Genomic DNA, 19,023 nt, shown 5'->3' with positions numbered 1-19,023 from the left:
AGCGAAGCTGGCAGTCCGGGTCAGTACATCGAGAGATGAACATGGTTCGTGTGATCGGCGGCGGGGCTGCCGCTGCCGCTGTACGCCCGCCACCCGGTGTTCGGCATCCAGATCTGGCGGTACCAGATCACGTAGAGCACCCCGAGCCGGCTGGCGTTGTTCTTGTAGTAGTTGGCCAGGCTGTCGCCGTACGCCTTGTCGCCGCCAGTGGCCGTCTCGTCCTTGAAGCCGCTGGTGGCGGCGGAGAAGTCGCAGGCCCGTCCCTTGGGGTGCTCGCCGCTGCCGCCGCTGCGGAAGCAGGAGACGTACCGCTTGTAGCCGGCGGCCTTGGCCTGTTGCATGGCGTGCAGGGTGCGCGGGGTGATGCAGCCGGAGGTGGTCGGGTCGTTGACCGAACAGGACTCCGACGGCCAGGATCCGTCGGAGTTGCGCGGGGCCGGCTTGGCCGAGGAGGAGCCGCCGCTGAACCCGGCGCCGCTGCCGGAGCTGACGGCGGCCAGCGCCTTCTCGGCCTCCTGCTTCTTCTTCGCCAGCGCCACGAGCTGCTTCCGCTGCTCGCGGACCTCGGTGTCGACGGCGATCTTGGCGCGGGTCGCCTCGTCGCGGGCCTGGGCCAGGTCGCGCAGCCGGCGGCTGTCCCGCTGGGCCATCACGTCCAGCTCGGCGGCACGGCGCAGGAACGTCTCCGGCGACGCGCTCTGCAACAGCAGCGCCGGGGCGCTCACCCGCCCCAGCCGGTACGACTGCACGGCCACCTCGTTGACCTGCGCGGTCAGCTCCACCAGCCGGGTCTCGACGACCTTGAACTGGACGGTCAGCAACTGCTGCCGGCGCTTGGAGTTGTCCAGCTTCGCCTTGGCCTCGATGTGCCCCTTGGCGGCGGCCTCCAGCGAGTCGCGCAGCTGCTTGGTCCCGCCCTCGTTGGGCTCGCCCGAGGCGGGCACCGCCCCGACGCCGAGCAGCAGCGCCACGGCGACCAGCAGCACGGTCAGCGCCCCCCGGCCGGGCAGCGCGGTCAGCGGCCCGGTGCCGTGACGCCGGATGAGGCTGGTACTGGGCACGGGCAGCGTCCCTTCCCTTGACAGCCGGGGTCGTCCTCGGCGCGGCGGCGTCCCCCACCGGCGCCGGGCGGCGGCCTGTTGGGCGGAGACCGCCGGTCAGGATACCGGACCGACGGCCCGCCACCAGGCCCCGAGACCTCGCCGAACGTCGATGTCGACGCAGGGTCGCCGGCCGGTCGCGCAGCGGGTCGGTCAGGTCAGGTCCAGGGCGTCGCGGGCCGCGACCCAGACCTGCTCGTTGGCGGCGACCAGCAGGCCCCGGCCCTCGTCGGCCGGGTGGTACTCGGTGCCGTCGAACCGGCGGGCCACCCCGCCGGCCTCACGGACCAGCAGCACCCCCGGGGCGTGGTCCCAGGGCAGCGTGCGCCAGAAGAGGACGAACTGCTGGGAGCCGACGAGCAGGTCGAGGTACTCCCGGCCGGCGCAGTGCTGGCCGGGCAGCAGTTCGCCGATCCGTTCCGCGCCGGCCTCGGCGCGCCGCCGGGCCTCCGGTGGCAGGAACCGGGTCATCGCGGTGCCGCGCAGGCTGCCGAGCGGCGGCACCTCCTCGACGGTACGCACCGGGACGCCGTTCACCAGGGTCCCCTCGCCCGCCCGGGCGACGGCCAGCGTCTCCGCCAGCGGGTCGAGCACCCACGCGGCGACCGGCCCTCCGTCGGTCAGCAGCGCCACCATCAGCGCGAACGGCCGCTTCCCGGCGGCGAAGTTCGAGGTGCCGTCGACCGGGTCGACCAGCCAGACGTCCCCGTCGCCGCACAGGTGGTCGAGCAGGCCCGGGTCCTCGGCCGCGGCCTCCTCGCCGACCACCGTCGAGCCGGGACGCAGCCGGCACAGCCCGGCGCTGATCAGCTCCTCGGCCCGCTGGTCGGCGACGGTGACCAGCTCCCCGGGCGCCTTCTCGGCGACGTCGGCGTCGTCCAGCTCTCCGAACAGTGGCAGCACGACGTCCGCGGCGGCCCGGTGCAGCAGCTCCGCGACGTCGTCCAGCAGGGTGTCAGCCACGCGGCGGCAACCTCACCACGCTGACGAAGAACTCGTCGATCTGCCGGACCACCGAGATGAACCGCTCGAAGTCCACCGGCTTGGTGACGTACGCGTTCGCATGGAGCTGGTAGCTGCGCAGGATGTCCTCGTCGGCCTGGGACGTGGTCAACACCACCACCGGGATGCGGCAGAGCTGCTCGTCCTGCTTGATCTCCTCCAGCACCTCCCGGCCGTCGCGGCGGGGCAGGTTGAGGTCGAGCAGGATCAGGTCCGGCGCGACGGCGTCCGCGTACCGGCCCTCCCGGCGCAGGTAGGCCAGCGCCTCGGTGCCATCGGAGACGACGGTCAGCCGGTTGCGCAGCTTGTGCTCCTCGAACGCCTCCTGGGTCATCAGCACGTCACCCGGGTCGTCCTCGACCAGCAGGACCTCGATCGGGCTCCTGCCGTCCGCTGGCGCGGTCATGTCACCGTCTCCTTAACGCCACCCGTGCTGTCGCTGTGCGGGGCCGCGTCGGGCCCCTCCGCCGGCGACCCGCCCTGGCGAGGCGGCTCCGCCCCGGCCGGGTCCTCGGCGGGCGTGCCCTCGGCGGTCGCCGCCTCGTCAACCGGGCCGGTGGCCTGCTGCTCGGCCGCCCGCGCCACCGCCACGTCCTCGGGCAGGGCCGGCAGGGTGAACCGGATGGCGGTGCCCTCGGTGGTGTCCGTGTCCACCCAGACCCGGCCGCCGTGGTACTCCACGATCTTCTTGACGATCGCCAGGCCGATGCCGGTGCCGGGGTACGCGTCCTTGGAGTGCAGCCGCTGGAAGATCACGAAGATCTTGTCGGCGAACTCCGGCTCGATCCCGATGCCGTTGTCCCGGCAGCTGATCTCCCACTCGTCGTCGACCAGCCGCGCGGAGACGTGCACCCTCGGCGGCACGTCCGAGCGGCGGAACTTGATCGAGTTGCTGACCAGGTTGGCCAGCAGGTTGGTCAGCAGCGGCTCCTCGCCACGGATCGTCGGCAGCTCGTCCCAGGTCAGCTCGGCGTCGGCGTACTGGAGGGCGGACTCGGTCTGCCCGGCCACGTCGCCCATCACCCGGTTGAGGTCGACCTCGGTGAAGCCGGTGGTGAGCCGGCCGATCCGGGAGAACGCCAGCAGGTCGTTGATCAGGCGCTGCATCCGCTGCGCGCCGTCCACGGCGAAAGCGATGTACTGGTCGGCCCGCTCGTCGAGCTGCCCCGCGTACCGGCGCTGGAGGAGCTGGCAGAAGCTGGCCACCTTGCGCAGCGGCTCCTGCAGGTCGTGCGAGGCGACGTACGCGAACTGCTCCAGGTCCCGGTTGGAGCGGACCAGTTCCTCGGCCTGCTTCTGGAGCTGGCTGTTGACCCACTCGATGCTCTCCCGGGCCTCGCGCACCTCGGCCAGGTCCTTGGCGATCTTCTGCCGCATCGCGTCCACGTCGTCGGCGAGCCGCTGGAACTCCGGGGGGCCCGACCCGGCGATGCGGTGCTGGTAGTCGCCCTCGGCCACCTCGCGGACCTGCTCGGCGAGGCCGGTCAGCGGCCGGACCACGATCCGGTCCAGCGAGATCAGCAGCACCGCGCCGGCCACGACCACCACCAGCGCCGCCGCGATCAGCAGCACCACCAGGATCGTGCTGGTGCGGTAGATGTCGTCCGCGTCCTTGTCCCGCTCGTCGAGGATGCCCTGCTGGAGGTCGGCGACCGAGGCACGGATCACGTCGAAGCGCTGCCGCGTCTGCTCGGTGATCAACGCCTGCCCGGCCGTCGTGCCGGACCGCTCGGTGGTGCTGATCACCGGCTCGGCGACCGCGCGGCGCCAGTCGGCGGCCTCGCCCTTGACCGATTCCAGCTGCCCGGCCAGGACCGGGTAGACATCGATCAGGGGTTCCATCGACTGGTAGAGCTGCTGCTCCCGTCTGACCCCCTCGGCGTACGGTTCGAGGTCCTGGCGGTCGCCGGTGACCGCGTAGCCGCGCACCGCGGTCTCCTGGTCGACCAGGACGTTCAGCAGCTCCTGGGACTGGGCGCGCAGCGGGCCGGTGCGGTCCAGCATCGAGTGGATGTGCTCCCGGTTCTTCGCCGCGACCGCGATCTCCACCGCGACGGAGGCACCGAGCAGCACGCCGACCACGGTGAGCAGCGTGACGACCCGGCGGCGCAGGGTCCAGCTCGGCTGCCGCGCCGTCACCGGCCACCGCCCCGGCTGACCAGGAGCATGGCGACGTCGTCCGCGAGCGGCCCCCCGTTGTTCTGCTCCGCCCGCCCCACCAGCCAGGCCGGCAGCTCGGCCAGCGGCACGGCGAGATTGTCCGGCTCGCCGAGCAGGGCGGTCAGGCCGGGGACGTCGAGCCGTTCGTCGCCGCCGCCCACCCGGCCCTCGATGAGGCCGTCGGTGTACATCAGCAGGGACCAGTCATCGGTGTCGAACTCCAGGTCGAAGGCGATGGGCCGGCGCGGTCGGACGCCCAGCAGCAGGCCGCCCGGTGCCGGCACCGGCGCGACCTTGCCCCCGGACAGCAGCAGCGGCGGCGGGTGTCCCGCGAGCCGCACGGTGACCGCGTTGCGGGTCAGGTCGAGCCTGGCGCTGGCCACGGTGGCGAAGATCTCCTGGAGCCGGCGCTCGCTCATCAGCACCTGTTCCAGGGCGGGCAGCACCTCGTCGTCGGGCACCCCGGCCAGCACCAGCGCCCGCCAGGCGACCCGGAGCTCCACCCCGAGCGCCGCCTCGTCCACGCCGTGCCCGCAGACGTCGCCGACGATGAAGTCGACCCGGTCCGGCCGGGTCTGCACCACGTCGTAGAAGTCGCCGCCGATCAGCGCCGCGTGCCGGCCGGGGCGGTAGAAGGTGTGCACCGCGACCTGGTCGGTCGACATCAGCGGCTGGGGCAACAGGCCCCGCTCCAGCCGGGCCGACTCGGCCTGGCGCAACTCCACCTCACGCAGCCGCCGGGCGTTCTCGTCGGCCCGCTTGCGCTCCACGGCGTAGCGCAGCGCCCGGGTCAGCAGCACCCCGTCGACCTGGCCCTTGACCAGGTAGTCCTGCGCGCCCTCGGCGACCGCCACGATGCCCAGGTGCTCGTCGGAGCGGCCGGTCAGCACACACACCGCGGCGCCGCTGGACATCTCCAGCACCTGGCGCAGCCCGTCCAGCCCCTGGGCGTCGGGCAGGCCGAGGTCGAGCAGGACGCAGTCCACGCCCATCACCCGCTGCCGGGCCTCGCTCAGGCTGCTGGCGACCAACAGGTCGATCATCGAGTTGGTCTCGGCGAGCAGCTCGCCGACCAGGAAGGCGTCGCCCTCGTCGTCCTCGACCAGCAGCACCCGCAGCCGCTCGCCGGGCGGCAGGTTGGGGTGCCGCCCGAGGCCGCCGTGCGGGTAGGCCACGGCGAGGGGACCGGCAGGGCCGGACCCCCGGTGCGGCCGGGTCACCGCCGCGAGGCGCGGAAGATCGCTGGTGATGTCGGGCTCCTTCCGAGTGCCCTGCTGATCCTGTATTACACAACGGTCGCACACAACACGACGGGCTCGGCACGGGCGGCATGCCCTCCGTCACGAACCGGCGGCAGAAGGAACAAGTGACCTGACGGGGAGTCCCACCGCCGGCTCCGGGGGTGCAGGATGGTGCCCCACCCTGGCCCCACCCCCGAGGAGACCCCCGTGGGCGTACCGCCCCCCACCCGCGCCGCCGACCGGGCGTTGACCCGCCCCCGCCGCCGGACGCTCGCCGCCCTGGCCGCGCTCGCCGCCCTGCTCGCGGTCGGCGGCACCGTCGCGTACGACCTGGACACCCCCGACCCGGCCCCCGCCGACGCCCCGGCCGACGAGTTCAGCGCCGGGCGGGCGTACCAGAACGTGCAGGCCATCGCGACCCGGCCGCACCCGGCCGGCAGCCCGGCCAACGACCAGGTCCGCGCGCACGTGGAGAGCGTGCTGCGCGGCCTCGGCCTGGAAACCACGGTGCAGGACACCGTCGCCGAGGAGGCCGGCCAGCTCAGCGGGGCCGCCGCCGGGGCGACCCTGGCCCGGGTCCGCAACGTGGTCGCCCGGCTGTCCGGCACCGACCCGACCGGGAAGGTGTTCCTGGTCGCCCACTACGACTCGGTGCAGTCCGGGCCGGGCGGCAACGACGACGCGGCCGGCACCTCCACCATCCTGGAGGTGGCCCGGGCGCTGACCGCCGGCCCCCGGCCCCGCAACGACGTGGTCTTCGTGCTCACCGACGCCGAGGAGGCGTGCCTGTGCGGGGCGTCCGCGTTCGCGGCGGACCACCCGCTCGCCGCCGACGGCGGAGTGGTGCTCAACCTGGAGGCGCGCGGCTCCACCGGCCCGGTGATCATGTTCGAGACGTCCCGGGACAACGCGAGGCTGGTGGACGTCTTCGGCCGGGCCGCCCCGCACCCGGTCGGCACCTCGTTCGCGGTGGAGATCTACCGCGCGCTGCCCAACGACACCGACTTCACCGCGTTCCTCGACCGGGCCGGTTTCGTCGGGCTCAACTCGGCCTACATCGACGGCGGGGCGATCTACCACACCCCGCTGGACACCCCGGCCGCGATGGACCGGGCCAGCCTCCAGCAGCACGGCGACAACGCGCTCGGCCTGGCCCGCGAGTTCGGCCGCGCCGACCTGAAGGACCTGGGCGCCGGGCACGACGCCACGTACTTCCCGGTCCCGGGCGGCCTGGCCCGCTACCCCGGCTGGCTGGTGCTGCCGCTGGCGCTGGCCGCCCTGGCCGCCGTGCTGGCCCTCGGCTGGCTGGCCCGCCGGCGGGGTCGGACCACCTACGGGCGGCTCGCCGCCGGGTTCGGGCTGGCGCTGGTGCCGGTCGTCGCCGCCCCGCTGGGCGCGCAGCTGCTCTGGGCGGGGATCACCGCCGTGCGGCCCGGCTACGCCGAGCTGCTCGACCCGTACCGGCCAACCTGGTACCGGCTCGCCGTGGTGGCGCTCGCCGCCGCGATCCTGGTCGCCTGGTACGCGCTGACCCGCCGCCGGGTCGGCCCGGCCGCCCTGGCGATCGGCGGGCTGGGCTGGCTGGCCGTGCTCGGGGTGGTGCTCGCGGTGCTGGTGCCCGGCGGGGCGTACCTGACGACCCTGCCGGCCCTGGCCGGCGCGGCGGCCGGGCTGGTCGCGCTGGCCAGCCGGATCGACGGCCCCTGGCCGGTGGTCGCGGTGACCCTGGCCGGCGCGGTCGCCGTGGTGATCCTGCTGCCACCCGTGGTGCTGCTCTTCCCGGCGCTCGGCATGGCGATGGGCGGCATCGCGGCCCTGGTCGCGGTGCTGCTCGGGCTGGCCGCGCTGCCGGTGCTGGACCTGCTGCACCCGGAGGCCGGCGGGCAGCGCGGCATGGTCGCGGCCCGGGCCCGCCGGGCGGGCGCACTGCCGGCCGTCGCCGCCGGGCTCGCGGCGGTGGTGTTCGCCGGGGTCGGGCTCGCCGTCGACCGGTTCGACGCCGCACACCCCGTGCCCACCCACCTGATGTACGCCCTGGACGCCGGCACCGGCCAGGCCCGCTGGCTCAGCCGCGAGACCGCCCCCCAGCCGTGGACGGCGGGGTACGTCGACGGGGTGACCGGGGTCGGAGACTTCCCCGGCCTCGGCGACACCGAGCTGCGGACCGGGCCGGCCCAGGCGGCGAACCTGCCCGCGCCGAGGCTGGAGATCCTCGCCGACACCCGCTCCGGCGAGCAGCGCATCCTGCGGGTGCGGCTCACCCCGCAGCGGCCGGTCCGGCTCGCCACCCTGCACGTCGACGGCGCGACCGTGGTGGAGTCGGCGACCGTGAACGGGCGGCGGGTGGCCGGCGGCCGACCCGCCGACGGCGCGGACTGGGGCTTCGGGGTGGTCTTCCACGCCCCGCCGCCCGAGGGCATCGAGATCACGCTGGTGCTCGCGGGGGTCTCCCGGCCGACCATGCTGCGGGCCATGGACGCCAGTGACGGCCTGGACGGTATCCCCGGATTCCGCCCCCGCCCCCCGACCGTCGGCGTGGTCGGCTCCCACAGCTCGGAAATGCTGGCGGTCGCCCGCACCTACCCCGTCTAACCTGGGCAGCCGCGCAAATTCACGGAAAGAGTGGCTATTCCGCGCGGGATGGCCACTCTTTCCGTGAATTCGGCGCGGGGCGCCTTCTACGGGTTCTCACCCGGGCCGGTTGGCCGTCATTTCCGAGACTCTTGGCCATGACGTGCTCCCGGCGCACGTTGTCGGGCATGAGGTCGCCCGGCTCGCCCGTGTCGCGGAAGCCGTTGCGCCGGTAGAGCGCCCAGGCGTTCTCGTTGCCCTCCGTCACGGCCAGCCGCAGCGTCCCCGCGCCCACCTGCCTGGCCCACCGCTCGACCGCCCGCACAAGGTGGTCGCCCACGCCCCGGCCCCGTCCGACCGGCGACACGTACATGGAGATCAACTCCACGACGCCGTCCCGATCGGTCGGCACCCCGCTGACCATCCCGACGGGCTGCCCGTCGCGCATCGCCAGGATGTTGTACGAGCCGGGGATGGCCAGCCGCCCGCGCCAGCGTTCCTCCCGGTCGCCGTCGCCCTGCCAGTCCGCCAGCCGGGAACCGAAGGCGTACGCTGCCTCCGCCAGCGCGGCGAGCCGCAGTTCCCGCCACAACTGCCAATCGCCCTCGGTGAGCACCCGCGTCCGGATCATCCCGAAAGGGTCGTGCACGGTTGGGCAGCGGGCAACCCGGTATCGCGCGGGAGGTCGGGAGGCTGAGGCTCCTACTTCCAGCGGAAGTGGATGAAGAGGCGGCCGAAGTTCTTCGAGTCCTTCTCCACGCGGTGGTAGAGCTGCTTGACGTCCTTCTGGTCGAGGAAGCGCAGCACCCGCTTCTTGAGCTGGCCGGAGCCCTTGCCGGGGATGATCTCGACGAGGGTGGCCTTCTTCGCCACCGCCTCGTCCATGATCCCGCGCAGCGCGCGGTCGATGTCCTGGCCCTTGTTGAAGATGTCGTGCAGGTCCAGCTTGAGCTTCATTCCGCCTCCACCACCTGTGCACGTCCCATGGCAGCCCATGGTAGGCCCGCAGTCGCCGGGAGAGGCCTCGGGCTTCGGGCCCCGGGCAAGGGGAAGAGTGAGTTCCCCTTCCCCTTGCCCGGCTCGGTCAGCGGTCGCTGTTGACCCGGCTCTCCACCCGGCGCAGCGCGGTCGCGTAGTCGGTGTTCGTCGAGTGCATCGCGGCGGCGATGCGCAGGTGCCGCAGCGCGTCCGCGGGGCGGTTCATCCGCTCCAGCGTCCGGCCGAGCACGTGGTGCGCGTAGTGATCGCTGGGGTCCCGGTTGACCAGCTCGCGCAGTTGCTCCTCGGCGCGGTTGAGCTGGGCGGTCTGGAAGTACGCCCGGGCCAGCAACTGCCGTACGGAGGAGTTGCCGGGTTCTGCCTCGACGATCGGCTCCAGCAGCCGGACCGCTCCGGAAGCGTCACCCATCTCGAAGAACATGGTCGCCCGTCGGTACTCCGCCAGAAGGTCCATCGACCCACCTCCTCGTCTCGCGCCGCCACTGATCCGACGCTGGCACAACACCGCGCGGACCGCGAGTGTTCCTGCGACGAAAACCCGCCGGACCGGGTCGACGAGGGCACGGTCAGGCCGAGGTTCTTCCCCTTTGCAGGTCCCAGGCGCGGACGCCGCCGACGATGCCGGCGGTGTTCGGCACCACCACCACGTCCTCGCCCATCCGGGCGAGCTGCTCGGGCCGGATCAGCCGGGAGTTGCCCCCGCCCAGGTAGAGCCGGTCCCAGCGGAACACCGGGCGCAGCCCGTCCACCACCTGCCGGATCCGGCGGGACCAGAACGCGTCGCCGAGGCGACGGCGCTCCGGCTCCCCCACGTACGTGTCGTAGGTGGTGCCCCAGCGCACCGGGGCGTGGGACAGCTCCAGGTGCGGGGCGAGCACGCCGCCGTCGAAGACGGCGCTGCCCAGCCCGGTGCCGAGGGTCAGCACCAGTTCCAGGCCGGTGCCGGCGACCACCCCGGCGCCGTGCACCTCGGCGTCGTTGAGCACCAGGGCGGGCACCCCGAAGGCGTCGGCGAGCGCCGTGCGCGCGTCGAAGCCGGACCACTCGGTCAGCAGGTCGGGATCGACCCGGCTGCGGGGGCCGGAGCGGGTCACGTAGTGCGGGGTGGCCACCACCACGCCGTGCCGGAGCATGCCGGGCATCCCGACGGTCACCCGCTCCGCCGTGGGCAGCCGGCCACCGAGGTCGAGCAGCGTCTTCACGAACAGCGTGGGCGGCAGGGGGTACGGGGTGGGCACCCGCAGCGGCCGGGCCCGCATCGTGCCGGCCCCGTCGAGCACCGACGCCTTGATCCCGCCGCCGCCGCAGTCGATCGCCAGAGTCGTCACCACGCCGGTGAGTCTGCCCCGCGTACTGCGGGCGCGCGTGCCGGGTGCCCGAACCGGCCCGCCGGACCGGCCACCGGATCCTGGTGACGCGACCGATAGGCTCACTTCCTCATGAGCGCGACGATGGTGGTCAAGGATCTCGCCGCCGGGCACGGGGAGCGGCTGCTCTTCGCCGGGCTGGACCTGGTGGTCGCCCCGGGCGACGTGGTCGGCCTGGTGGGGGTGAACGGGGCGGGCAAGTCGACGCTACTGCGTACCCTTGCCGGGTTGCTTCCGGTCGAGGCGGGCAGCGTCACGCTGAGCCCGCCCACCGCGGCGGTCGGGCACCTGCCGCAGGAGCCGGAGCGCCGGCCGGACGAGACGGTCCGGGACTTCCTGGCCCGGCGGACCGGGGTGACGGTCGCCCAGGCGGCGCTGGACGCCGCCGCCGAGGCGCTGACCGCCGGGGCGGCGGGGGCCGACGACGCGTACGCCGAGGCGCTGGAGCGCTGGCTCGGCCTCGGCGGGGCGGACCTGGAGGAGCGGGCCGAGCAGGTGGCCGCCGAGCTGGGCCTCGCCGTCGACCTGGACCACCCGATGACCGGCCTCTCCGGCGGGCAGGCGGCCCGCGCCGGGCTGGCCTCGCTGCTGCTCAGCCGGTACGACGTCTTCCTGCTCGACGAGCCCACCAACGACCTCGACCTGGCCGGGCTGGACCGGCTGGAGCGCTTCGTCACCGGGCTGCGCGCCGGCACGGTGCTGGTCAGCCACGACCGGGAGTTCCTCACCCACACGGTGACCCGGGTGCTGGAGCTGGACCTGCACCAGCAGCAGGTCCGGCACTACGGGGGCGGTTACGCGGCGTACCTGGAGGAGCGGGAGGTGGCCCGCCGGCACGCCCGCGACGAGTACGAGGAGTACGCCGACACCCGGGCCGGGCTGGAGGCCCGGGCCCGCACCCAGCGGGCCTGGATGGAGAAGGGCGTGAAGAACGCCCGGCGCAAGGCCACCGACAACGACAAGATCGGCCGCAAGTTCCGCTCCGAGGCGACCGAGAAGCAGGCGGCGAAGGCCAAGCAGACCGAGCGGCTGATCGAGCGGCTGGACGTGGTGGAGGAGCCACGCAGGGAGTGGGAGCTGCGGATGGAGATCGCCGCCGCGCCCCGCGCCGGCGCCGTCGTGGCCTCGCTCCGCGACGCCGTGGTACGCCGGGGAGCCTTCACCCTCGGCCCGGTGACCCTCCAGGTCGACTGGGCCGACCGGATGGCGATCACCGGGGCGAACGGGTCCGGCAAGACCACCCTGCTCGGCGCGTTGCTGGGCCGGCTGCCGCTGGACGCCGGGCACGCCGCGCTGGGCCCCGGCGTGGTGGTCGGCGAGGTCGACCAGGCCCGGGGGCTGTTCCTCGGCGGCCAGCCCCTGCTGGACGCGTTCCGGCTGGCCGTACCCGAGCTGGCGCCGGCGGACGCGCGGACGCTGCTGGCCAAGTTCGGCCTGCGGGCCGAGCACGTGCTGCGGCCGGCGGCGTCGCTGTCGCCCGGCGAGCGGACCCGGGCCGCGCTGGCGCTGCTCCAGGGGCGCGGGGTGAACCTGCTGGTGCTCGACGAGCCGACCAACCACCTCGACCTGGCGGCCATCGAGCAGCTGGAGTCGGCGCTGGCCACCTACCCGGGGACGCTGCTGCTGGTCACCCACGACCGTCGGATGCTCGACGCGGTGGCCGTCAACCGCCGGGTACGGGTGGACGCGGGACGGATCACCGAGGACTGACGGCGTGCCGACCGGCGGTTCCGGGGTGACAATGACTCCATGCTCAAGTGGGAGTACGCGCTGTTGGTCCGCCGCCGCCAGGCAGCCAGCACCGACACCGGTTGGGAGATCGTCTTCGTCTGGTACGGCCCGGACGGCTCGATGGTCGACGTCACCCCGTACGGCGACACCGCGCTGGCCCACCTGAACCGGGCCGGCGACCAGGGCTGGGAACTGGTGGCGATGAGCGAGGACCCGTCCATGCCGGGCAGCAGCGAACTGCACCGGTACCACCTCAAGCGGCCGAAGGCGGCCTCCCTGTCGCCCCGGCAGCGCATCCGGGGCCCCGGCCGGCCGGCCCGCCGCATCTCCGGCTGACCCGCCCGGATCGGTCCGCCTCGGCGGGCATACCGCCGGCGGATCCGGGTAACGCGCCCGGCGGAGGTGGCCCATGGTCGCGCTGGCCCTGACCCCGCCCTCGGCCGAGCGGCTGCGGGCGGTCGACGACTTCCTCGCCGAGGCATGGGCGGATCAGTCGTCCCACGACGACCGGCTGCGCGACCTCGCGGTGCGGGTGCGCTTCGACCGGGGGGTGGCCCACCTGACCGGCGAGGTCGACGACGCGGCGCGGCTACGGCTGGTCCGGGACCTGGTCGGCCGGCTCGCCGGGGTGTTCGGGGTCTGGTGCCGGGTCCGGGTGGCCGGCCGGGACCCGGTCGTGGTCGACCTGGGCTGCGGCGGCACCAAGCAGTACCCGGGCAACCTGGGGCTCGACCTCTTCCCCGCCCCGGGGGTGGACGCGTTGGCCGACCTCTCCGGTTCGCTGCCGCTGGCCGACAACTCGGTGGACGTGCTCTTCGCGGTGCACATCCTGGAGCACCTGATCGACTTCCTGCCCCTGGTGGACGAGTGTCACCGGGTGCTCCGGCCGGGCGGCGTGCTGCACGTGATGAGCCCCTGGTGGGGGCATGTGAACGCGGTGGCCGACCCGACCCACGTCCGGCTGCTCGACGTGCAGACGTTCAAGGGCATCTGCCTCCAGCGTCCACCGGGCACCCCGCGCTGGTACCCCCTGCACGCGGGCTGCGACGGCGCCAGCATCTTCGCCGACCTCACCCCCCTCCCCCCGAACACCACCCCACCGCCCACCCCCCACCTGGCCCGCTTCTTCACCTAACCTCCACCCCCACCCCCCTCCCCCACCCCCTCGCGGGCCGATGCTGATCAGCCGGCCGGGCGGCGAGCCACGACCATCGGTGTCGGTGCGGTCACGGTCCGGCGGGTGGGACGGGTCACGCCGGAACGATTCGCGCGGCCGGTCGGTGCGGATCTGGCCGGAGGTCTTGCGCCACCCCCACCCGGTGTGAAAATTTCCTACCAGCGACAGATAGCCCTCGGCGAATCTTGCCGAGAGCGCGTGCCACGCGGAGCGGCCGGGGTCGGCCGCGCGGCGTCCGTCGCCACCCGACCCCGCCACGCCGAGCCCAACGAAGGGACGCACCGGATGAAGGCAACTCGGCTCAGAGCCGCCGGGCTGGCCGTAGCCCTGCTCGGGGCGCTCGTCGCCGTCTCCCCCACGGCCGCCAGCGCGGCGGGGACCGACGCGACCGACGCCGCCACCACCTCCTGCACCACCGACCCGGCCACCCCGAAGCGGCAGTTCCGGGCCATGTGGATCTCGTCGGTGGTCAACATCGACTGGCCGAGCAAGGCGTCCCAGACCGCACCGGACCGGGTCGCCGCCCAGCAGGCGGAGTACCTGGGCTGGCTCGACCTGGCGCAGAAGCTGAACCACAACGCCGTGGTGGTGCAGGTCCGGCCCACCGCCGACGCGTTCTGGCCCTCGCCGTACGAGCCCTGGTCGGAGTACCTGACCGGGGTGCGCGGGCAGGATCCGGGCTGGGACCCGCTGGCCTTCCTCGTCGCCGAGTCGCACAAGCGGAACCTGGAGTTCCACGCCTGGTTCAACCCGTACCGGATCTCCATGCCGGCCCCGGGCGGCGCGGGCGCGGACATCGCGCAGCTCGCGCCGAACCACCCGGCCCGGCAGCACCCGGAGTGGACCTTCGCGTACCCGCCGGCCGGGGTCGCCGGCAGCCGGCTCTACTACAACCCCGGCATCCCGGCGGTCCGCGAGTTCGTCCAGACCGCGATGATGGACGCGGTCCAGCGGTACGACGTCGACGGCGTGCACTTCGACGACTACTTCTACCCGTACCCGAGCGGCACCCACCAGGTGCCGGACGACGCGACGTTCGCCGAGTTCAACCGGGGCTTCACCGACCGGGCCGACTGGCGGCGCGACAACATCAACCTGCTGGTCCAGGAGATGAACGCCAAGATCAAGGCGGCGAAGCCGTGGGTGAAGTTCGGGGTCAGCCCGTTCGGCATCTGGCGGAACAAGTCGGTGGACCCGCTCGGCTCGGACACCACCGGCAGCCAGTCCTACGACATCATCTCCGCCGACACCCGCAAGTGGGTGAAGGAGGAGTGGATCGACTACATCGTGCCGCAGCTCTACTGGTACATCGGCCAGTACCCGGCGGCCGACTACGCCCGGCTGGTGCCGTGGTGGGCCGAGACGGTGCGCGGCACCCGCGTGCAGCTCTACATCGGCCAGGCCGACTACAAGAGCGGTGACCCGGCGTACGGCTCGTACTGGATGAACCCGCGCGAGCTGACCGACCACCTGACGCTCAACCGGTCGTACCCGGAGGTGCTCGGCAACGTGCACTTCTCCGCCGTGCAGGTGAAGGCGAACCGGCTCGGCGCGACGGACACCTACGCGGCCGAGCACTACTCCCGCCCGGCCCTGGTGCCGGCGATGCGGCACCTGCCGGCGAAGCCGCTGCTGCCCCCGGTGCTCACCGGCGCCGCGCGGACCGACGACGGGGTCCGGCTGAGCTGGCGGCAGCCCGCCGACGGGAAGGGACCGCTCGGCACGGCGGCCTCGTACGCGATCTACCGGTTCGACGGGACCGGCCTGGTCGGGAAGTGCGGCTTCGCCGACGCGTCGCACCTGGTCGGCACCGTCCGCGCCACCCCCGACGCCGTGCAGTCCTGGGTGGACGCCACCGCCGAGGCCGGCCAGCGGTACACGTACCACGTGACCGCGCTGGACCGGTTGTCGAACGAGAGCCTCGTCAGCCCGCCGCGCTTCGTGCGCTGACAGCGTGAGCGAGTGCCCCGGGCCGTCCCAGCGGCCCGGGGCACTTGTCTGTTTCAACTGATGTCACCAGATGTTGGTCTATGACATGCTGTGGCGCCCGTCTCGTGATCGACACTTGTCGAACCGGCCCCCCACCGGTCACCCGCTCACACCGCCACCCCCGCGGAGGTCCACCGTGCCCAGACGCCTCGCCACCCTCCTCGCCGCCGGCACGTTCGCGCTGCTCACCGCGCTGGGGGCCGCCAACCCCGCCGCTGCCGCCGTCAGCACCAGCCAGAAGCTCAGCGTGCTGTCGAGCTGGACGCAGACCAGCGCCAGCAGCTACAACGCCTGGAACTCCGCCCGGTTGAACAAGGCCGCCTGGAGCGAGTACGCCTTCAACTGGTCGACCGACTACTGCTCGTCCAGCCCGGACAACCCGCTCGGCTTCAACTTCAGCCTGTCCTGCCACCGGCACGACTTCGGCTACCGGAACTACAAGGCCATGGGCCAGTTCCCGGCCAACAAGTCCCGGCTCGACAGCGCCTTCTACGAGGATCTCAAGCGGGTCTGCGCCACGTACAACTCGGTGGTCCGGCCGGCCTGCACCAGCCTGGCCTGGACCTACTACCAGGCGGTGAGCGTCTTCGGCTCCGTCGCCGCGGTCCAGCAGTCCGACCTCGACCGGGCCGCCCGGATCAAGGCCGACGCCGAGGCCCGCGCCGCCGCCCGCGGCTGAGCGCAGGGCCCCCGGTCGACGCCTCCGGCGTGCCGGGGGCCCTTCCCGAGCCGCCCCCGGCCGGCCGGGCACCCGCGGCTGCCACCGGTTGCACCGGAGACCCGCGGGGCGCGCGGCTCGGGTCAGGCACGTTCCGGGTGGCCCGCCGAGCGGCGGCCCGGCTCGGGGCCGAGCTGGCCCGGGGCGACCGCGCCGGTGCTCTGGAACCGGGTCGAGTCCGCGCCCAGGTCGGGATGCTCCACCGCCAGCGCCAGCGCCGCCGCCTCCTCCAGGGCCAGCTCGCCGCCCTCGCCGTACGCGTCGTCGAAGGGCGCGTCGCCCAGCGTCCGGCGCAGCCCGGCCTGCTGCTCCAGCCAGTACGGGCCGCAGATGCCCGGCGTCGACCGCATGCTCGCCCGGGTCGCCTGGGCCGCGCCGAAGAGCCGGGCGGCGGTCAGCGGATCGCCCCCGGAGGCGCACCGCACCGCGATCGCGTTCAGGGTGTCGCAGGCCCGACGGTGGAAGCCGTGGCTCATCCGGGACCGCAGCGCGACCAGCAGGTGCTCGTGCGCCGCGATCAGGTCCCCCCGGGCCAGCGCCACCATGCCGAGCAGCATGTCGACCGACCGGCGTCCCCGGTCGGCCGGGCGGGCCGCCTCGACCGGGCGGGCCGCGCCGAGCAGCTCCGCCGCCTCCGCCAGCGCGCCGCGCCGCCAGAGCAGCTCGGCGAGGCTGAACACGGCGGGCAACGCGTCGGGGACGACGTCCCCCTCGTACGCCCAGTCGATGGCCTCCCGGCAGACCCGCTCGGCCTCGGCGAACTGTCCCATGTCGACCAGCGGCCCCGCCCGCCCGGCCAGCACCCGGGCCAGCAGGCCGGCGTCGCCGGCCTGCCGGGCCGCCGCCTCGGCCCGCTGGGAGTAGCGCAGCTCCTCGGTGAACTCGCCGTCCGCGCCGGCGTGCAGCGAGTGCATGTGGTACGCCACCGCCAGCTCGTCCTCCGGGACCACCTCCCCGGTCTCGGCCATCCGGCCGTACAGCCGGAACAGCCAGAGCCGCCCCTCCCGGGCCAGCCCACGCTCCCGCCACCACTGGTCCAGCCCACCGGCCAGGCGCAGCCCCGCCCGGGCGCTGCCGCCGGTGGCGCACCAGCGCAGGGCGGCCCGCAGCTCGCCGGCGAGCGGGTCCAGGGCGTACAGGGAGAGGGTGACCGGGCGGCCGTCCGGTCCGAGGTACGCCCGCCGCAGCGCGTGCGCCGACCAGGCGAGGTGCCGGTCCCGGGCGGCCCGTTCCTCCCCGGCCTGCACCAGCCGCCGTGCCGCGTACGCCCGGATCGGGTCGAGCATCCGGTACGTGCTGCCCGCGGCGTGCGGCTCGGCCTGGATCATCGACTTGTCGACCAGCACCGACAACGGGTCGAGCGGGTCGTCGTCGAGCAGCCACTCCACGGTCGGCAGGTCCACCGGCCCGGCGAAGACCGCGAGCCAGCGCAGCAGCCGGGCGGCCCGGGGCCCGAGCGTCCGGTACGACCAGGTGACGGTGGCCTGCATGGTGCGGTGCCGTTCGCTGGCCGAGCGCTGCACCGCCCGGACGGCCGGGGTGGGCGGAGCCTTGCCCCGGGACGCCGCCACCAGGTCGACGGTGTCCTGCTGGTTGCCCGTCCAGCCGAGTTCGGGCCGCACCGGTCCGGCGTCGTCCCGGCCGGCGTCGAGGGTGCCCAGCACGTCGTCCAGGCGCTCGGCGAGCTGGCCGACGGAGAGCACCCGCAACCGGGCCGCGGCCAGCTCGATGGCGAGCGGAAGGCCGTCCAGCCGCTGCACCACCCGCCACAGGTCCGCCGACTCGGCCGGGACCGGCCGCCGTCCGCCCCGGGCCGCCGCCGTGCGGTCCAGCAGCAGCGCCACCGCGTCGCTCTCCGCGCCGTCGGACCGGGGCTCCACGGACAGCGGCGGGATCCGCCACACCACCTCGCCGGGCAGGCCGAACGACTCCCGGCTGGTGGCGAGCACCCGGGCCCCGCCCCCGCCGGCGAGCAGCCGGGAGATCAGCTCGGCCGAGGCGGACGGCTGGGCGTCACAGGTGTCGAGCAGGACCAGCATCCGGCGGGTGGCGGCGTACTCGACGAGGGTGTCCACCATCGGACGGCCGGGTTCCGGACGCAGCCCGAGCACGGCGGCGGCCGCGAACGCCACCAGCCCGGGGTCGGTCACCGCTGCGATGTCGACGAACCAGATCCCGTCCGGGTGGTCCTCCACCATCCCGGTGGCCAGCTCGACGGCGAGCCGGGTCTTGCCCGCCCCGCCCGCGCCGAGCACCGTGACCAGCCGGTGCCGCTCGACCAGGCGGCGCAGCTCGACCCGTTCGGGTTCCCGGCCGACGAACGAGGTCACCTGGGTCGGCAGGTTGTGCGCCACCGCGTCGGCGGTGCGCGGGCGGGGGAACTGCCGCTCCAGGCCGGGCGCGACGAGCTGGAACAGCCGTTCCCGGTCATCGAAGCCGCGCAGCCGGTGCAGCCCGAGGTCGATGAGGGACGCGCCCGTCGGCAGCGGGTCGGCGTGCCGGGCGGTGGACCCCGAGCAGAGCACCTGCCCGCCGTGCGCGGCGGCGGCGACCCGGGCGGCCCGGTGCACCTCGGGGCTGGCGTACTCGCCGTCGCGCGGCTCGGCCCAGCCCGTGTGCAGGCCAATCCGGACCCGGGGCGCGGCCTCGGGCGCCGGCCAGTCGTGGGTAGCCAGCGCGCGCTGCGCGGTGAGGCAGGCGGTGAGCGCCGCGCCGGCGTCGGGGAACGCGATGAAGAACGAGTCGCCCTCGGTCAGCAGCTCCGCGCCGTCGGTGCCGGCCAGGGTGTCGCGCAGCAGGCGGCGGTGCTCCCGCAGCACCGGGGGGTACCCCGGGCCGAGCAGTTGGGCCAGTCGCGTCGAACCCTCGATGTCGGTGAACACGAAGGTCACCCATCCGCTCGGGAGGTGGATCCCTGGCGACATACGTCGAACCTCCGCCCCCGTAACGACGGGTTCATGCTGCCCTA

At 74.0% G+C, this 19,023-nt stretch carries 16 protein-coding genes; 6 read left to right on the top strand and 10 right to left on the bottom strand.

Going from position 1 to position 19,023, the window contains the following annotated elements; translation table 11 throughout:
- Nucleotides 1–20: 20 nt before the first annotated feature.
- The 5 genes from OOK41_RS06090 to OOK41_RS06070 form a co-directional block, all read right to left on the bottom strand.
- Nucleotides 21–983, bottom strand: a complete 963-nt coding sequence (locus OOK41_RS06090; protein WP_266267738.1) for a hypothetical protein — start codon at nucleotides 981–983, stop codon at nucleotides 21–23.
- A gap of 270 nt (nucleotides 984–1,253) precedes the next feature.
- Nucleotides 1,254–2,063: an inositol monophosphatase gene (locus OOK41_RS06085; protein ID WP_266263248.1), complete on the bottom strand. Its 810-nt coding sequence runs from the start codon at nucleotides 2,061–2,063 to the stop codon at nucleotides 1,254–1,256.
- Complete coding sequence (locus tag OOK41_RS06080; protein WP_117665002.1) at nucleotides 2,056–2,508, bottom strand: response regulator; 453 nt, start codon at nucleotides 2,506–2,508, stop codon at nucleotides 2,056–2,058. The genes OOK41_RS06085 and OOK41_RS06080 overlap by 8 nt, the downstream gene beginning before the upstream one ends.
- Complete coding sequence (locus OOK41_RS06075) at nucleotides 2,505–4,241, bottom strand: ATP-binding protein (RefSeq protein ID WP_266263247.1); 1,737 nt, start codon at nucleotides 4,239–4,241, stop codon at nucleotides 2,505–2,507. The genes OOK41_RS06080 and OOK41_RS06075 overlap by 4 nt, the downstream gene beginning before the upstream one ends.
- Nucleotides 4,238–5,437, bottom strand: coding sequence for a PP2C family protein-serine/threonine phosphatase (locus OOK41_RS06070; RefSeq protein WP_266263246.1), 1,200 nt, complete (start codon nucleotides 5,435–5,437; stop codon nucleotides 4,238–4,240). The genes OOK41_RS06075 and OOK41_RS06070 overlap by 4 nt, the downstream gene beginning before the upstream one ends.
- 273 nt (nucleotides 5,438–5,710) lie before the next feature.
- Between OOK41_RS06070 and OOK41_RS06065 the strand changes: the two genes are divergently transcribed.
- The gene (locus OOK41_RS06065; RefSeq protein WP_266263245.1) at nucleotides 5,711–8,095 is read left to right on the top strand and encodes a M28 family peptidase; all 2,385 of its coding nucleotides are present in this window, start codon (nucleotides 5,711–5,713) and stop codon (nucleotides 8,093–8,095) included.
- Nucleotides 8,096–8,129: 34 nt separating this feature from the next.
- Here the strand turns inward: OOK41_RS06065 and OOK41_RS06060 are convergent, their stop codons facing one another.
- The 4 genes from OOK41_RS06060 to OOK41_RS06045 form a co-directional block, all read right to left on the bottom strand.
- Nucleotides 8,130–8,705, bottom strand: coding sequence for a GNAT family N-acetyltransferase (locus OOK41_RS06060; protein ID WP_266263244.1), 576 nt, complete (start codon nucleotides 8,703–8,705; stop codon nucleotides 8,130–8,132).
- 71 nt (nucleotides 8,706–8,776) lie between these two features.
- On the bottom strand, nucleotides 8,777–9,031 hold the full coding sequence (locus tag OOK41_RS06055; RefSeq protein WP_117664998.1) for a Smr/MutS family protein: 255 nt from the start codon (nucleotides 9,029–9,031) through the stop codon (nucleotides 8,777–8,779).
- 127 nt (nucleotides 9,032–9,158) lie between these two features.
- The gene (locus tag OOK41_RS06050; protein ID WP_266263243.1) at nucleotides 9,159–9,527 is read right to left on the bottom strand and encodes a M48 family metallopeptidase; all 369 of its coding nucleotides are present in this window, start codon (nucleotides 9,525–9,527) and stop codon (nucleotides 9,159–9,161) included.
- 112 nt (nucleotides 9,528–9,639) lie between these two features.
- Nucleotides 9,640–10,404 carry an ROK family protein gene (locus OOK41_RS06045; RefSeq protein ID WP_117664996.1) on the bottom strand — a complete coding sequence of 255 codons (765 nt, stop codon included), beginning with the start codon at nucleotides 10,402–10,404 and terminating at the stop codon, nucleotides 9,640–9,642.
- A gap of 108 nt (nucleotides 10,405–10,512) precedes the next feature.
- Here OOK41_RS06045 and OOK41_RS06040 point away from each other — a divergent pair, with 108 nt between their 5' ends.
- The 5 genes from OOK41_RS06040 to OOK41_RS06020 all read left to right on the top strand — a co-directional run bounded on the left by OOK41_RS06040 (nucleotide 10,513) and on the right by OOK41_RS06020 (nucleotide 16,016).
- Nucleotides 10,513–12,150, top strand: coding sequence for an ABC-F family ATP-binding cassette domain-containing protein (locus OOK41_RS06040; RefSeq protein WP_266263242.1), 1,638 nt, complete (start codon nucleotides 10,513–10,515; stop codon nucleotides 12,148–12,150).
- 39 nt (nucleotides 12,151–12,189) lie between these two features.
- Complete coding sequence (locus tag OOK41_RS06035) at nucleotides 12,190–12,507, top strand: hypothetical protein (protein ID WP_117664994.1); 318 nt, start codon at nucleotides 12,190–12,192, stop codon at nucleotides 12,505–12,507.
- A gap of 73 nt (nucleotides 12,508–12,580) precedes the next feature.
- The gene (locus OOK41_RS06030) at nucleotides 12,581–13,306 is read left to right on the top strand and encodes a methyltransferase domain-containing protein (protein ID WP_117664993.1); all 726 of its coding nucleotides are present in this window, start codon (nucleotides 12,581–12,583) and stop codon (nucleotides 13,304–13,306) included.
- Nucleotides 13,307–13,633: 327 nt separating this feature from the next.
- The gene (locus OOK41_RS06025; protein ID WP_117664992.1) at nucleotides 13,634–15,298 is read left to right on the top strand and encodes a glycoside hydrolase family 10 protein; all 1,665 of its coding nucleotides are present in this window, start codon (nucleotides 13,634–13,636) and stop codon (nucleotides 15,296–15,298) included.
- Between the two features lie 175 nt (nucleotides 15,299–15,473).
- Nucleotides 15,474–16,016, top strand: a complete 543-nt coding sequence (locus OOK41_RS06020; RefSeq protein ID WP_266263241.1) for a phospholipase — start codon at nucleotides 15,474–15,476, stop codon at nucleotides 16,014–16,016.
- A 122-nt stretch (nucleotides 16,017–16,138) separates the two neighbouring features.
- Here OOK41_RS06020 and OOK41_RS06015 read toward each other — a convergent pair whose 3' ends face one another.
- Nucleotides 16,139–18,979 (bottom strand): adenylate/guanylate cyclase domain-containing protein, encoded by a 2,841-nt coding sequence (locus tag OOK41_RS06015; protein WP_266263240.1) that lies wholly within the window; start codon nucleotides 18,977–18,979, stop codon nucleotides 16,139–16,141.
- Between the last annotated feature and the right edge of the window lie 44 nt (nucleotides 18,980–19,023).

It is taken from the genome of Micromonospora sp. NBC_01655 (genome assembly GCF_026339755.1).
Lineage (GTDB): Bacteria > Actinomycetota > Actinomycetes > Mycobacteriales > Micromonosporaceae > Micromonospora.
The sequence above is the reverse complement of the archived record's forward strand: the minus strand, read 5'-3'. Positions and strand labels throughout refer to the sequence as shown.